Below are 15,141 nucleotides of genomic sequence, written 5' to 3'. Positions count from 1 at the left end.
TATATCAAGCACGAAGTGCGAAGATAGATGGGTTGCTGCCCTTCTGCAGTGGAACAAAAAAGATGTGACCGAATAGGGAGCATTTTTTGTGGAATCGCTAATGAAATGTAGAATAAGAAAGACCTTAGATTAAATTAAATCTAAGGTCTTTTTGCTTTTATTTATTGTGTTTATTTAATCTAGCACCGTTTTTGGTATACCTATATAATTTATCTTTTATATAGTCTGAAGGTATTTCTGTAGCTCTCCACTTCCAGTTTGTGCCTAGAGTGTTTGGCACATTCATCCTTGCATGGTTGTCAAGGTCTAGGATATCTTGTAATTGGAATATAGCCCAGTTTGCTACTGAGTTCATACAAGTTCTAATTATACCCCAGTTATAACCTTCGTAACCTTGTAAGCCACAGTATTCAACTGCTCTTTGTAGGGTAGCAGGGTCTACTGACTTAAACCAACCGGTAATTGTTTCGTTATCATGAGTACCTGGATAAACAACATAATTTGTATCATGGTTGTGAGGTATGTGTTCACTATTCATTTCTTCATTGAAAGCAAACTCTAAAATCTTCATGCCTGGGAATCCGGTTTTTTCTCTAAGATCATAAACTCCCTTAGTCATGAATCCAAGGTCTTCTGCGATGATTGGCATATCACCTAACTCTTCTTTTACAACTCTAAATAAGTCATACTTAGGACCTTCAACCCACCTACCAGGAGCTGCATTTTCGCTACCTGCAGGTATTGACCAATATGAATCAAAACCTCTAAAGTGGTCTATTCTAATCATGTCAAATAACTTGAATGATGCTCTAATTCTTTCTACCCACCATTTATAATTTTCTTTTTTATTTGCTTTCCAATCATAAACTGGATTACCCCATAATTGTCCATCATCTGAAAAATCGTCTGGTGGAACTCCACCAACTTCTTTTGGTGATAGGTCAGGGTTTAGTACAAATAGGTCTGGATTTGCCCAAACATCTGCTGAATCTTCAGCTACATAGATAGGTATATCTCCAATCATTTCAATATTTTTACCATGAGTGTAGTCTTTAAGTGCTTCCCATTGTCTGAAAAATAGGTATTGTAAGAATGCGTGGAATTCTATTTCTTCCTTATGGTCTTTAACGAACTTTTTCATAGCCTTAGGATCTCTAAGTTTGTATTTATCATCCCATTGGATCCAAGATATACCATCATGGTAGTCTTTCAACGCCATAAATTGGGTATAGTCATCTAACCAAAAAGCTTCTTGAGTTTTGAAATGTCCATAATCTTTTGATTCTAAATCAAATTTTTCAAAAGCCTTTCTTAGAACTGGGTATCTTTCATGGTAGATTCTACCGTAATCAACTGAAGAGATGTCTACATTTTCATTCATATGTTTTACATCTTCATATGTCAATAGACCATCATTGATTAGGTAATCTAAATCTATGAAATATGGGTTTCCAGCAAAGGTTGAAAAAGATTGATATGGACTGTCACCATAGCTGGTTGGACCAACAGGTAAAAGTTGCCAATAGCTTTGTCCAGAATCAACAAGAAAATCTACAAATCTTCTAGCGTTTTCGCCTAAACTACCGATTCCATAAGGACCAGGTAGGGAAGATATGTGCATTAGAACACCAGAATACCTATTCTCATTAATTTTCTGGTAATTATATTCTTCTGTCATATTTACTCCTATATAATTTTAGTATTTACAATTACTTGTTTTTCAATTGGTGCAGTATCCAATAATAATTCTACGGATTTTTTTCCGATTTCGGCAGGGTTGATATCTACAATTATTAATGGTAGCTCACTTAGTTCTGCCAAAAGTGTGTTGTTAAATGTAAGTATATCATAAATCTTATTAACTTCCTTAGCTCTTTTTGAAATACCAAAGGCTATGAGGTCATCGGTAGTTGCAATAGCATCATAGTCCTTTTTGAATATTTCATCAGCTATATTATAAGCGTCATCTATATCAAAGTTTACTGAATAGATGTCGTCTTTAGAAAAAGTTAAGTTATTCCTTAACAGTGATTTTTTATATCCTTCCATTCTGTCGATGGTTACAGTCAAATCTTTATTTCCTGTAACTAAAGCTATTTTTTTATTGCCCTTATTTATTAGCTCATCCACAGCCATTTCCATGGCTTCAACATTGTTGTTGTTGACACTTAAAATGTTTTTATTATCATGTCTACCGATGATTACAGTAGGTGTTGAAGTTTCGACTAGATATTGGAGAGTCTGATCTTCCTGGTGTACAGAAAGTTTTATTACTCCATCTATTTTATTAGTTTGTATCAGTTGTTTCACCTTATTGTCTTCTTTTTTTATATTATTTGAAGAGAATACCAAGAGCATATCTTTACCATGTAGGTTTAATTCATAACTAATGGCTTCTAAGGCTTCGATATAGAAAGAGTTTGTAAAGGACTGTTTAGGAGTCCTATCTAGTACCACAGCAATGGTATTGGTGTTTTTAGTAGCCAAGGCCCTTGCTGTGTAGTTAGGTTCATATCCAGTCTTTTTAATAACATCCTGGACTTTTTTTCTCGTGATCTCATTTACATTTTTCTTGCCAGAAACAACTCTAGATACAGTTGATATACTAACACCTGATAAGTAAGCTATATCCTTGATTGTAACTTTGCTATTCATGAGACACCTAATTTATTCTCTTTGTTGTTTCACCATCAAAGAAATGTAGGGCATCTAAATCGAATTCAAAATCATGGATTTCATCAATTTCATATTTATAGTGACCTGGTTGAGAAATGATAACTTCCTTATCATCATCAAGTTTAACATAAAGTACTTGTTCTTTACCAAGCATTTCTATAACGTCAATTCTACCTTTGAAACTATTTTCTTTACTTCCTGCTAATAATCTTTCTGGTCTAATACCTAGATAAACTTTTTTACCTTCATGGGCATTTAATAACTCTTTATCAGCATCCTTTGGTTCGATATCAATTGCTCCATTGTCTGAAACGAATCTTCCATTTTGGTAAACACCATCAAATATATTCATTGTAGGTGAACCAATAAATCTAGCAACAAATAGGTTTGCAGGAGTATTATAAAATTCATTAGGTGTACCAAATTGTTGGATTTCACCACCATCTAAAAGTAAAATTTTATCAGCCATGGTCATAGCTTCAGTTTGGTCGTGAGTAACATATATTGAAGTTGTACCTAATTGTTTGTGAAGTCTAACTAGCTCAACTCTCATGTGTTCTCTAAGTTTAGCATCAAGGTTTGATAGAGGTTCGTCCATCAAGAAAACTCCAGGTTTTCTAACCATAGCACGTCCAAGGGCAACTCTTTGTCTTTGACCACCAGATATATCTGAAGGTTTAGAATATAGGTAGTCTTCTAATTGAAGTACTTCAGCTGCTTCCATAACCTTTTGGTGAATAACTTCCTTTCTTTCCTTTTGCATTTTTAGTGAAAAGGCCATGTTATCATATACAGTTAAGTGAGGATATAAAGCATATGATTGGAATACCATAGCTATATCTCTATCTTTTGGCTGTACCTTGTTCATTAGCTTACCACCAAAGTATAGTTCACCTTCTGTGATTGAGTTAAGACCAGCTATCATACGTAATAGGGTGGACTTACCACAACCTGATGGTCCTAATATAACTAAAAATTCTTGGTCTTCTATTTCTAAATTAATATTTCTAAGTGTGAAATTTTCTCTTCCCTCGTATTTTTTACCGAGGTTTTCCATTGTAACTTTCATCTTTCCTCCTAACCCTTAACTGAACCAGAACTTAAACCAGATACTAATTCTTTTTGTAAGCTTGTAAATAGTATTACAATTGGTAAAGCTGTCAATAAACCACCAGCAGCAAATACTGGTTGGTGCATATTTCTAACATCACTTATCAATGTTTGTAATCCAGTGGCTAAAGTATAATCTTCATTACTTGTTAGCAAGATTGCTGGTAGCATATAGTCCATGAATGGGCCGATGAAGGACCATAAGGCTATAATTGCTAGCATAGGTCTTGCTATAGGCATAATTATCAATTTATAAACTTGGAAGTTTGAACATCCATCTATCTTTGCAGCTTCATCTAGTTCTTTTGAGATTGAGTCAATATATCCCTTTAGAATAAATGTATTACCAGCAATACCACCACCAGCATAAATCATTATCAACATGGCAGTCCTTGAAAAACTTGGAACTATACCAGAGATGATTGTGTGTAGGGCGTAGTAGGCTGTAATACCTGCAAAAGTAGGTATGATTTGAATAAGCATTATTCCCATTAAACTCATCTTTTTACCCTTGAATCTATATCTAGAATAAGCATATCCTGTAAAGGAAACTATTGTAAGAGTCAATAGGGTAGAAATTATAGCTATTATAATGGTATTTTTTGTCCATAATAGGAAGTTTGTTTCTTTAAACAAATATTCAAAGTGTTTTAAGGAAAAGGCAAATTCACTTGAAAGTGATATATATGCACTTTGGTTACCATTAAAACTTGATAAAACCATTATTCCTAGTGGGAATATGATAACTACAGCCCAAACTAAAAGTATTATATAGGATATAGCCAACATAATTTTTCCGGCTGTGTTTAGAGGTTGCTTATCAGATAAATATAAGTCTTTATTTTTATTTTTCTTCTTAAACATCTTAATCCTCCTTAAATGCTTTCATGTCTCTCATACCTAAGAAGGTAACAAACATTAATGTTAAGGATACAATCATAGTTACAGCAGCACCTAAAGCTTGGTAGTTATTTCCTATGGTTAACTTGTAAATATAGGAAATTAAAATATCTGTAGATCCTGCAACGTTACCGTAAGTACTTGGTAAGAATGGTCCACCACCGTTGAATAGGTGAATAATTGAGAAGTTGTTAAAGTTAAATGTATACTGTCCAATTAATAGGGGACCTGTTTGATACAATACAAGAGGTATAGTAATCTTTAGTGTTTGTTGGAAGCCTGTTGCTCCATCAATTTCTGCAGCTTCATATAGGTCTTTAGGTATAGATTGTAAGATACCTGTAGTTAGTAAGAATATATAAGCTGATCCTAACCAACCTTGTAATAGCATCAAGATTGCTCTTGTTTGTATAGTATTATTTTTAATATCTACTGGCATACCAAATATTGTATCTCCAAATACTGATTTTATAAGGCCTGTTAAAGGTCCATTACTTGCGAACATTTGTGAGAAAAACATTATTGTAATAAAGGCAGGTACTGCCCATGGTAGTAGGTAGATAGTTCTAAAGAATCCTTTGAATCTAATTCTTTCTTGGTTAGCAATCAAGGATAAGATAAATCCTATTGCTATAGCTAAAGTTGTTGCGCCAAATGTCCATATTAGTGTCCATAAAACTATTGGCCAGAAAGCCATACCGGCAACACCTTCACCTCTAAATAGGGTAGCGTAGTTGCCTAATCCTATCCATTGGAATTTAGATTGGTGGTTAGGATCATAGTTTGTAAATGACAAGAATACAGTTGTAATAATTGGTACTAAAACTATAAACATAGTTACGATAGCAGCTGGTGAGATTACTAAGTATGGGAAACCATCTGTTGATATACTTTGTTTGGTTTCAAACCATTCTTTTCTTCTTATACCTTTAATAAGCCCTTTTTCAACTGTATTTACATCTTTAAAGGAAATATAAAATATAACAAGAGCGATTACAAGTAACATAATAGCTATGATACCTTCAATTAAGAAGATAACTGACCTATCTAATCTACCGCCACCTTGGGCTAGACTTATAAGTCCTTGTATACCTTCACCTTGGTAGTTTCCATATCCTAGTGCATAAGGAATGGATACTAAATATATAAATAAAGTTCCTATAAAGAAGAAAATAGCTTTCATATATTGCTTATTTAATAATTGTCCTAAACCTGGAATCAATGCAGTTGCATATGAGATAAGTGGCTTAGTTTTATCTACTTCAATAGGAGTTTTTCTTCTTATATCAGATTTGTCAGATTCTAAAACATTTATTCCTGATTTAAAATCCATCTTAATTCTATGTTTGATATTTTTAATATCTTCTTCATAAGCTGTCTTTTTATTGAGGTATGAATATGATTTTATATCATCATCAGCAGCTCTCTTTTTAGCCTTTTTCTCAGTTTTTAATGCAGTTTTAGATATAATTTTTTTCCTAAATTTACTATCTAATTCTTTCAATTCTGCATCAAGTTGTTCTTTTCTAATATTTGTTTTTGCTGCAATTTCTTTATTAGCTTGGTCAATTTCACTTTGGCTAATGTTAGCTAATTGAGCAGATCTTTCTTTTAGTTGCTCATGTAAATCTTTATCGTGAGAAATAATGCCTGGGATATGCATAACTTCTCTTTCGGCTATAAGATGTTCTAATTCTGCATCGTAAGTTAAATCAATATAATCTTTATAGAAACTTTCTTTCTGTACAGCCTTGTAATATGTTTCTTCAAGATCTCTAATTTTTTTATTTTCTATATTAGAAAATTTTTCTTTTGCCTCTTTTTCTATTCTTTCTAAAAAATCTTTTTCTTTATTTTTGAAATCTTCCAATTTTTTTATGTATGGATGAGATTTTTTATCAATATTTTTCTTTTCAGAAGGGGAGGCTTTTAATAAATCTACAATATATTGATTTTTTCTAGGATATGATCTTCCAACGCTATCATATACTAATTTAGAGTAACCCATATTAAACCTTCCTTTTGTTTACTGGTGCTTTTATGACACATATAATTAATAGGATATACAAGATGATTAAAATATAATAAAATACAGAATTTAACCTAAAACTTATTATTGTATTGAACAATCTTAATCCTAAGATTGCAGTAAAAATAAATTTGTAGATTTTTTTAATTCCTAACTTTTTATAAGTAGCAAATGTATATATGCTAATAACAACTGGTTCAAAGATAGATGCTAAAAATGACATTATAATAGTATTTAAATAATCACCTTGGCTTGAACCTGGATTATTTTTTAAAAAAGCATTAAGAAACTCAGTACTTTTAGCAAGCATTAGAGATTCCATCGATGATACTAAAACAATTAGAAATGTGATAATTAGTATTCTTAATAAATATTTTTCTTGTAATTTTTTAATTTCTTGAGTCATAATTTACCTTTACTAATAAATGAAAAGCCAAAACATAAGTTTTGGCTATTCATAAATATATTTACTTATACTATTATTTGATTGATTGCATCATACTTGTAAATGAAGCATTTAATTCTTTGTATGCGGCTTCTGCATCAGCTGGATTTACAGTGTTCCATGATAGTACACCATTTTTCCATGTATCCCATACCTTACCAAATTCTTTGAATAGTGGTCTTGGTTCTGATACCTTGTATGATTCAAATACGTTTGATATTACATCTTTATCAAATTGTGATAAATCTGAATCTGTATAAACTTTTACGTCAATGTTTTCTAAGATCTTACCTGTTGCCTTGTATAGGTCTACAGCGTGATTTGGATTTAGAATTTCTTCAATCATAGCTACAGCTAAAGCTAATTTGTTAGTATCTTCTTCTATTCTTGAGTTAGCTACTAGTGCCCAACCACCTTGCCAGTGTTTTAATGGTTGTCCAGCTACAGTGATGTGATTGATTGGTTTAACTTCCATGTTTTCTGCACCAGCTAATCCTTGGAATTTGCCAGCATCCCATGGTCCAGCAATTAATGCAACACCGTTTCCACCAGTTGTAAACTCTTTATCTACATAACCCCAAGCTGCTTCATCGTCAAATAATGCTGAGTTAGCTTCTCTATGTTTCTTCCAGTAGTTGTAAATTTCACCAAATACTGCTTTTTGTGTATCATTTAAGTCAGCATATGCGCCTGTATATGTTGATTCAAAAGCTGAATCTTTTTTAGCTAATAATTCTAAACCACCAGCTAGGTTAGGTGCTACACCATACCAGGCATCAAATAATGGTAATAAAATTTCTGCTTCATGTTTAGCATTTGCTACTTCTAAAGGTTTTTCTACATCTACGCCAGCTGTTTGAGCGTTAGCCTTGTTTACAAATGTAACTAGAGTTTCAATATTATATGGGAATGCTAAGTAGTCATCTCCATCTTTGAAAAATCCACCTAAACTCTTATCAAAGTCTGAGTATCCACCTAATTTTTCAGCAATTTCTTTTGCTGGTAGGGCAGCTAGGTATTCATTTGTTTTGTAATCTTCAAATCTGTCTGCTGGTAATGCGTATAAATCAGCAACGTCTTTGTTTGTTGTATCTGTGTTTTGGATTACTTCTAAGTGGTCAAAAGCACCTTTGATTGATAGGTTTACTTTTGTACCTGGGTGAGCTTTTTCTACTCTTTCAGCTGCTGCTTGGTAGTAATCTTTCCATCCTTCTTCAGCTTGTACAGTAATTTCTGTACCTTCAGCTATGGAAGCGGTTTCTCCATTTGTTTCTTTGGCTTTTCCGCCATTGTCCTTACCATTTGAACAAGCTACTAGTGATAATACTAAAACTAAAGCTAGTAATAATGATAAAATTCTATTTTTTTTCATGATTCCTCCTATTATTTTTGCAACCCATGAAAACGGTTGCGTTTGAATATAGTATATCCCGGTTCTTGTTTTCTGTCAATAACTTATATTATAAAATTCTTTGTTTCTATAACCTTATAGATACAATTTTTGCTCAAATTATATTTCATATATTTTTAAAATAGCCTATTGTATTGATATTTCAGGAAAACACTGGTCACAATTCGTTAAAAAATATACTAAGAATTTTAATTCAAGCAAGCCTTTCGAAGTATTAAATAAAATTAACAATTGTCCTATAAGCTTTCTATCGAGTTTTTTATGCTTGGTAAATTAGCGTTTATATTGTATTATAGTAATTGAACTTAAATAGTAGGAGTAATGATGGTACTAAAAAGAAAAGACGGTTATAGGATAAAAGTGGATGCATTTTCTAGATTTATACCTTTAATAATGAAGGAAAGAAATGATGCGCTTGTTTACTTAAACCAAGAGATTAGTTTAACTAGTTTAGATGAATACGTAAAAAGGATATATGAAGAGACAGGCATTAGAGTGTCATACATGCATATTATTTATAGTGCTATTGTTAGGACCTATAAAGATATGCCTCATATAAATAGGTTTATTATGTCTGGTAAGCACTATATGAGAAATAATATTGAGATATCAATGGCTGTTAAAAAAAGTTTGAGTGTAGATGCTGAAGAAACATCACTAAAGTTTAAATTTGAAGGGAATGAATCACCTTTAGAAATCAAACAAATGCTTGATGAGCAAATTAACTTAGAAAAAAATCAAGATTCAAATAAGAAAAATTTAACTGACTTATTTGTTAAAACCCTAGAAAATATACCAACATTTTTACTTAAGTTTATAGTTGGGGTTTTGAAAACCATGGACAAGATAAATATAATGCCTAAGAGTGTCATAGATGCTAGTCCATTCCATGCCTCTGCCTTTATAACTAATTTGGGTTCTATAGGTTTAGATGCAGCCCTTCATCATATTTATAATTTTGGTACAGTTGGTGCATTTTTATCAATAGGTAAAAAAGGGAAAAAACTAGTTATGAAAGATGGGGAAGTAGTAGAAGAAAAGATTATGAATATAGGCTTTGTTATAGATGAAAGAATCTGTGATGGATACTACTATGCAAAGGCCATGAGACAATTTTATAAGTATTTACAGAATCCAAATGCCCTTGATAAAGAGGATTAATATGAATTATTTAGAATTGGACCAAGCTATGCTTTATAGTATGGTGAATATGAAGTTAAGAGATTTTTATAGGGACTTGGAGGACTTTTGTTTGAGTGAAAATATTGAAATCTCAGACTTGGAAGAGAGGTTAAATGAATTAGAACTTAGCTATAACAAAGACACTAATCAATTAGAATTCAAATAAAAATATCCCGGTAAAAGGCTATCCATAGTCTCTTACCGGGATATTTATTTAATATTTTATTTAGCTCTTTCTATGATAGGCTCTTTTTCGCCAGCTTTTACCATTTCTTCTTTTAAAATTTGACAAAGTTCATCTCTTATTTCTATATAGTCTTCATCACTTACAATATTATTTAGCTCAAAAGGATCCTTCCTTAAATCGTACATATAGTCATCCTCATAATAGTCACTAGAGGCATGTTCAAAACCATTCTTACCTGGTGCGTGTACTGCATATAAAAAGTCTTTTGTGCGAATAGCCCTTCCAACCCTGCTTTCACTTATTTGTATAAAGGCTAGATTTCTTCTATCTATTTTTGTATCAGATATAAGTTTTGTAAGGTCTTCACCAATCATCTTATCACCTATATCTTTACCGGCTATAGAAAGTATGGTTTTAGCTAAGGATCCAGTGGAAACTACATCATCTATCCTTTTAGCCTTGTTAAAACCTGGTCCATATATAACTAATGGGACATGTGATGCTGAAGAATGGGCTGTTCTCTTATAGTCATCTAATCCATTTAAGTTTTTATCATTGTTTCTTGTTTTAAAATGAGATCCGTGGTCTGAAATAAAGATAATAACAGTAGAATCAAAAAGATCCTCTTCTTTCAATCTCTCAATTATTCTTGCTAAATTATCATCAATACTTCTGATTTGTCCAAGATAATCAGGATATTCTTTGTGGGCATCTGCTTGAGGATATATTTCTGATAATACTTCCAAGTCCTTTGGTAGGACATAGTCCTTAAATCTTTCCTTGGATCCTATAGGCCCCTCATAAGTTTTCCTATCATTTTGATGGTGGGGTTCAATATGAGATATAGTTAAGAAAAATGGTTTTTCTTTATCATATTGGTCAAAAAATTCTAGGGCAAAATCAGTTATCTTATCAACCCTATATCCTTTGAATTCTCTTTTTTGATTATTTTCATCAAATACATAACCATCGTAACCATGAGATGTTGCTTCCAAGACATCTGCAACCCTCCAAAAGCCCTTATAGCCACCTCTAAACTCTAAAGGTACAGCTGTAATTTCATGGTCGTATTCTTGATTACCTTCAAGGTCGCCAGTCGATGCTAGGTGCCATTTGCCTACATAGGCGTTTTCATAGCCCTGGTCTTCCATATAATTAGCCAAGGTTTTTATATCATGAGGAAGCATAATATTATTTCTATAAGTACCTATTGTTGTAGGGTATTGGCCGGATTGAAATATTGACCTTAGAGGACCACAAACTGGTTGGGGAGAATAGGCGTTTTCGAATAAAACACCTTCTTTAGACAGTTTATCTAGGGTAGGTGTCACATTTATTGGGTAGCCATATGCTCCAATAGTATCCCATCTTTGTTGGTCGGTAAAATATAATAAAATATTTTTCTTCATAGTAGACTCCTAAAAGTTTTTTATAAAATTGGGGTTAAGATTAAACCTAGTATAGCTCCTATAACTATTAATTTAATGATGCCTAATTTAGTTTTCTTTAGAACTAATCCAATTAAAAAAGTGACAAGGGCTACATAAGATATAGAATCTAAGCTAAAGGTTCCACCATTGAAAACTGATCCCTTAATCATATCTAAGGTTGCAATGGTGATAAGACCAGCAACTGCAGGTCTTAGGGCTCTTATGATTTTATCCATAAAAGATATTTCTTTATCAGAAAAGTATAATTTTGCTAGAAGCACCATTACTATTAATTGAGGAATAACTACTGCCAAACTAGCAACTATAGATCCTAGGATACCGGCTAATTTAGTACCAACAAAAGTCGCTGCATTTAAGGCTATAGGTCCTGGAGTCATTTGTGACAAGGTAACAACATCAGTCATTTCTCTCATACTTAACCAAGCATGTTGGTTAACCACAATCTCTTGTATAAAAGGTAAAATAGCATAACCACCACCAAAGGCTAAAAAACCAATCTGAAGAAAGCTAATAAAAAGTTTTAAATAAATCATTTTTTACCTCCTTCATATTTTTCTATAAGGCTATAAGTAACAAATCCAAAGATACCTGTTACTAGCATTATTATTCCAGTATTTATATTTATTATGTAAGATGCTACAAAGGCGGAAACCATGATTATAGCTGATATATATACATTATTTTTTAAGGCTTGCCTTATCATATCTATAGAAGTCCAGACTAAAATAGCAGCTATGATCCCACTCATACCTGTCAAGGCCGCTTGGACGTAGTAATTTTCTGAAAAAGCCCTATAAAAATATGAGATTATAGTGATTATGACAAGGGAAGGGATGGCTGAAGATAAAGTTGCTAATATAGATCCAATTATTCCATGCATCCTATATCCTGCTAAAATGGCACAATTTATAGCCATAGATCCAGGCCCGGAATTTGCTATGGCAACCAAATCAATCATTTCATCTTCTGAAATTAAATTTCTTTTTATGGAAAATTCATCCTTCATTACAGGGACAATTGTATATCCACCTCCAAAGGTGAAAGACGATATTTTTAAAAATATTAAAAACATTTGTCCTAAACTAATAGTATCTTTTTTTTCTTTATTCATAAATCCTCACTTACATACTCTAAAACCACAATTACTTGTTGTAGATGAAGCCGTGTTTCCATTTCTAGCGCCCAGTCTATACCTGTTGCAGTAAGAATCATGGCATAAAAATGATCCACCTTTCATAGCAAATTCAGTATTATTATCAATATTATCTAAATTTACTGGTGGAATAAGCTTGTAAGTAAATTTTTTAAAACTATCTAAATCCATATATCTAGGGTTTGAGCACCATTCCCATACATTACCAATCACATTATAAAGACCAAAGTCATTTGCTTCATATGACTTAGCAGGAGCTGTTCCTAGATAGCCATCTTTCATAGTATTTGTATTAGGGAAGTCACCCTGCCAAATATTGGCTAAATATTTACCATCTTTTATAAAGTCTGGACCCCATGGCCACTTATATTGAGACCCAGCCCTTGCAGCATATTCCCATTCTGCTTCAGAGGGAAGTCTAGTTTGACTCCATTCACAAAAGGCCATGGCATCAAACCAGGATACATGGACAACTGGGTGGTCCATTATTTCTTCAATAGTTGAATTAGGTCCAAAAGGATGTTTCCAGCAAGCTCCGTCAACATAATACCACCAATACATATTGTTGACTTGTTTTGATTTATCCTTAGTTTCTTGGTCCAGTAAAAGATGAAAAACATAAGACCCCTTATTTTTCTCTGCAGTTGTAAGGTAATCAGTAGCATCTATAAATTCTTTGAATTGAGTGTTTGTTATAGTGGTTTCACTAATCTTAAATTTTTCTACAAAAAGATCAACCTGAGGAGTCTCTTTATCTAGAGGATGACCGTCATTTGTCGATGCTCCCATCAAAAAAGTACCCTCAGGTATATCTATAAAATTAATATCTAGCATATTATTTTGCTGCCTCTTCATCCATTATTATAGTTACATTAGGATGTAATTTAATAAGAGAAGCAGGAATATTTGTGCTGATTTTATCGTTATTAAAATATTTCATGATTTCATTCTTGCTTGGACCAGAAGCTAATAAAATTATATGTTTAGCCTTTAATATTGATCCAATACCCATTGAGATAGCTTCTTTAGGAACTTCATCTTTTGAATCGAAGTATCTAGAATTAGCTTCAATAGTTGCTTCTACCAAAGGTTCCACATGTGTAGGAAGAATTAATTCTTCTGCAGGTTCGTTAAATCCTATATGACCATTTGTACCAATACCTAAAATTTGGATATCAGCATATGATAAATCTTTTAAGATTTTCTCATAATTTTCACATTCAGCTTCAAGGTCTTCAGCTTTACCATTAGGAACATAGGTATTGTTTTTGTCTATATCTACATGGTCAAATAGTTGCTTATTCATAAAGTGTCTATAGCTTTGTTCATGGTTTCCATCTAGGCCGATATATTCATCAAGATTATAAGTTCTTACATCTTTGAATGAGATTTTACCAGCTTCATAAGCTTTAACAAGTTCAGCATACATTCCTTCAGGAGTACCACCGGTAGCTAAGCCTAAAACTGAATCTGGTTTTTCTTTGATTAAATCAATGACAAAGCTTGCAGCTTTTTTACTTAATTCATCATAGTTTTTGCTAACAATAATTTCCATAATTCCTCCACAATTGTTATAATATTATATGTTAATATTACTATATAGAGAGATAATTAACAAATTGAGATTATATAAAAATTGGAGTTAATTTATGGAAATCATGAAGAAAATATTATTTTCACTGATTAGTTTAGCAACTGGTCTTGCTTTAATTTTTTCAGTTTGGTTCAATAAATCTGAAAAAAATAAAGAAAGTGAAATAGAAAATTCAAATATAGCAAATGCAATAGAGGAGACTATAGAAGAAGCTAACCAAGAAACCATGGAAGAACAAGGACCTATTGTAAACTTTAAAAATCCTTTTGCTAATGCTAAATTTACAAAAGAAGAGGAAGAGAGACTTTTTGCTAATCTTCCAGAAGAGCTAAAAAAACAAATAGACAAGTATCCAGAATCAAAGACTACTATTTTACAATATGAAAAATATAAAGATGATACAAGTAAGATTGACATTAGTAAAGAGATAAAAGATATGGAGAAACAGGACAGGGGTAGAAATAAAATTCCTTATTTCAATCAATGGGATGTAAGATGGGCTTTTAAGAAAATTGAAAATGGTAATTTTGCTCTTTCTGGATGCGGACCTACAGCCTTATCAATGGCTTATGTAGGCTTGACTGGAGATGATAAATTGAATCCTTATGCTATGGGACAATTAGCAAATGAAGGTGGACATTATAAGCATAATCTTGGATCTTATCACACCTTATTTACTGAATTTACAAATAAAATAGGTTTAAAAGGTATATATATAAGTCCAACCTTTGAATCGTTGAAGGCAGCAATTGACAGAGGATCACTGGTAATGCTTCATGTAAAACATAATGGAATAGGGGATTTCACTACTGGTGGTCACTATATGTTAGTTACAGATTATGATGAAGATGGCAAGATAACAATATTAGATCCAAATTCATATATAAATACAAATAAAAAATGGGATTTTGAAAGAGTTTCAGCACAGACTGTAAATATGTTTGAAATTTCTAAACAATAGTAAATAAAAAATCAGACTATTGATAGTCTGATTTTTTGCTTT

15 protein-coding genes are annotated in these 15,141 nt (G+C 32.3%); 3 read left to right on the top strand and 12 right to left on the bottom strand.

All coding sequences use genetic code 11. The features are described from left to right. Positions 1–157: 157 nt before the first annotated feature. The 7 genes from malQ to C4Q29_RS03400 form a co-directional block, all read right to left on the bottom strand. On the bottom strand, positions 158–1,678 hold the full coding sequence (malQ, locus tag C4Q29_RS03430; RefSeq protein WP_103981431.1) for a 4-alpha-glucanotransferase: 1,521 nt from the start codon (positions 1,676–1,678) through the stop codon (positions 158–160). An 8-nt stretch (positions 1,679–1,686) separates the two neighbouring features. Then, a complete protein-coding gene (locus C4Q29_RS03425; protein ID WP_103981430.1) occupies positions 1,687–2,655 on the bottom strand; it encodes a LacI family DNA-binding transcriptional regulator in 969 nt (322 codons plus the stop codon). Positions 2,656–2,662: 7 nt separating this feature from the next. Then, entirely contained in the window at positions 2,663–3,745 is a 1,083-nt protein-coding gene (locus C4Q29_RS03420; protein WP_103981429.1) for an ABC transporter ATP-binding protein, read from the bottom strand. A gap of 8 nt (positions 3,746–3,753) precedes the next feature. Further along, positions 3,754–4,650 carry a sugar ABC transporter permease gene (locus C4Q29_RS03415; protein WP_103981428.1) on the bottom strand — a complete coding sequence of 299 codons (897 nt, stop codon included), beginning with the start codon at positions 4,648–4,650 and terminating at the stop codon, positions 3,754–3,756. A gap of 1 nt (position 4,651) precedes the next feature. Then, positions 4,652–6,694 (bottom strand): ABC transporter permease subunit, encoded by a 2,043-nt coding sequence (locus C4Q29_RS03410; protein WP_103981427.1) that lies wholly within the window; start codon positions 6,692–6,694, stop codon positions 4,652–4,654. 1 nt (position 6,695) lies between these two features. Next, a complete protein-coding gene (locus C4Q29_RS03405; RefSeq protein ID WP_103981426.1) occupies positions 6,696–7,121 on the bottom strand; it encodes a hypothetical protein in 426 nt (141 codons plus the stop codon). Between the two features lie 73 nt (positions 7,122–7,194). Then, positions 7,195–8,532, bottom strand: coding sequence for a sugar ABC transporter substrate-binding protein (locus C4Q29_RS03400; protein ID WP_103981425.1), 1,338 nt, complete (start codon positions 8,530–8,532; stop codon positions 7,195–7,197). Between the two features lie 363 nt (positions 8,533–8,895). On the opposite strand from C4Q29_RS03400, the gene C4Q29_RS03395 reads away from it, so the two are divergent. Further along, the gene (locus C4Q29_RS03395; protein ID WP_159459201.1) at positions 8,896–9,732 is read left to right on the top strand and encodes a 2-oxo acid dehydrogenase subunit E2; all 837 of its coding nucleotides are present in this window, start codon (positions 8,896–8,898) and stop codon (positions 9,730–9,732) included. A gap of 1 nt (position 9,733) precedes the next feature. Next, positions 9,734–9,919, top strand: coding sequence for a DUF4250 family protein (locus tag C4Q29_RS03390; protein ID WP_200813116.1), 186 nt, complete (start codon positions 9,734–9,736; stop codon positions 9,917–9,919). 56 nt (positions 9,920–9,975) lie between these two features. Here C4Q29_RS03390 and C4Q29_RS03385 read toward each other — a convergent pair whose 3' ends face one another. From C4Q29_RS03385 to nagB, 5 genes are read right to left on the bottom strand one after another with little or no spacing between them, the layout of a single operon-like run. Continuing rightward, a complete protein-coding gene (locus C4Q29_RS03385) occupies positions 9,976–11,349 on the bottom strand; it encodes a sulfatase-like hydrolase/transferase (protein WP_103981423.1) in 1,374 nt (457 codons plus the stop codon). Between the two features lie 20 nt (positions 11,350–11,369). Next, positions 11,370–11,924 (bottom strand): chromate transporter, encoded by a 555-nt coding sequence (locus C4Q29_RS03380; protein ID WP_103981422.1) that lies wholly within the window; start codon positions 11,922–11,924, stop codon positions 11,370–11,372. Then, positions 11,921–12,502, bottom strand: coding sequence for a chromate transporter (locus C4Q29_RS03375; protein ID WP_103981421.1), 582 nt, complete (start codon positions 12,500–12,502; stop codon positions 11,921–11,923). Before C4Q29_RS03375 ends, C4Q29_RS03380 begins: the two co-directional genes overlap by 4 nt. A 6-nt stretch (positions 12,503–12,508) precedes the next feature. Beyond that, positions 12,509–13,378 (bottom strand): formylglycine-generating enzyme family protein, encoded by an 870-nt coding sequence (locus C4Q29_RS03370; RefSeq protein WP_103981420.1) that lies wholly within the window; start codon positions 13,376–13,378, stop codon positions 12,509–12,511. A 1-nt stretch (position 13,379) separates the two neighbouring features. Beyond that, positions 13,380–14,099, bottom strand: a complete 720-nt coding sequence (gene nagB / locus C4Q29_RS03365; protein ID WP_103981419.1) for a glucosamine-6-phosphate deaminase — start codon at positions 14,097–14,099, stop codon at positions 13,380–13,382. 94 nt (positions 14,100–14,193) lie between these two features. Between nagB and C4Q29_RS03360 the strand changes: the two genes are divergently transcribed. Next, positions 14,194–15,099, top strand: a complete 906-nt coding sequence (locus C4Q29_RS03360) for a C39 family peptidase (RefSeq protein WP_103981418.1) — start codon at positions 14,194–14,196, stop codon at positions 15,097–15,099. Positions 15,100–15,141: the final 42 nt, after the last annotated feature.

Origin of the sequence: Helcococcus massiliensis (assembly GCF_900258485.1) — a bacterium.
Taxonomy (GTDB): domain Bacteria; phylum Bacillota; class Clostridia; order Tissierellales; family Peptoniphilaceae; genus Helcococcus; species Helcococcus massiliensis.
Note: the sequence above shows the minus strand (reverse complement) of the source record. Positions and strands in the feature narration are given on the sequence as shown.

Excerpts from the sequence above, each read along its gene's own strand:
- C4Q29_RS03425 (WP_103981430.1), bottom strand. The coding sequence starts at position 2,655 with ATGAATAGCAAAGTTACAATCAAGGATATAGCTTACTTATCAGGTGTT.
- malQ (WP_103981431.1), bottom strand. The coding sequence starts at position 1,678 with ATGACAGAAGAATATAATTACCAGAAAATTAATGAGAATAGGTATTCT.
- C4Q29_RS03380 (WP_103981422.1), bottom strand. The coding sequence starts at position 11,924 with ATGATTTATTTAAAACTTTTTATTAGCTTTCTTCAGATTGGTTTTTTA.
- C4Q29_RS03410 (WP_103981427.1), bottom strand. The coding sequence starts at position 6,694 with ATGGGTTACTCTAAATTAGTATATGATAGCGTTGGAAGATCATATCCT.
- C4Q29_RS03390 (WP_200813116.1), top strand. The coding sequence starts at position 9,734 with ATGAATTATTTAGAATTGGACCAAGCTATGCTTTATAGTATGGTGAAT.
- nagB (WP_103981419.1), bottom strand. The coding sequence starts at position 14,099 with ATGGAAATTATTGTTAGCAAAAACTATGATGAATTAAGTAAAAAAGCT.
- C4Q29_RS03400 (WP_103981425.1), bottom strand. The coding sequence starts at position 8,532 with ATGAAAAAAAATAGAATTTTATCATTATTACTAGCTTTAGTTTTAGTA.
- C4Q29_RS03385 (WP_103981423.1), bottom strand. The coding sequence starts at position 11,349 with ATGAAGAAAAATATTTTATTATATTTTACCGACCAACAAAGATGGGAT.
- C4Q29_RS03420 (WP_103981429.1), bottom strand. The coding sequence starts at position 3,745 with ATGAAAGTTACAATGGAAAACCTCGGTAAAAAATACGAGGGAAGAGAA.
- C4Q29_RS03405 (WP_103981426.1), bottom strand. The coding sequence starts at position 7,121 with ATGACTCAAGAAATTAAAAAATTACAAGAAAAATATTTATTAAGAATA.
- C4Q29_RS03395 (WP_159459201.1), top strand. The coding sequence starts at position 8,896 with ATGGTACTAAAAAGAAAAGACGGTTATAGGATAAAAGTGGATGCATTT.
- C4Q29_RS03360 (WP_103981418.1), top strand. The coding sequence starts at position 14,194 with ATGGAAATCATGAAGAAAATATTATTTTCACTGATTAGTTTAGCAACT.
- C4Q29_RS03370 (WP_103981420.1), bottom strand. The coding sequence starts at position 13,378 with ATGCTAGATATTAATTTTATAGATATACCTGAGGGTACTTTTTTGATG.
- C4Q29_RS03375 (WP_103981421.1), bottom strand. The coding sequence starts at position 12,502 with ATGAATAAAGAAAAAAAAGATACTATTAGTTTAGGACAAATGTTTTTA.
- C4Q29_RS03415 (WP_103981428.1), bottom strand. The coding sequence starts at position 4,650 with ATGTTTAAGAAGAAAAATAAAAATAAAGACTTATATTTATCTGATAAG.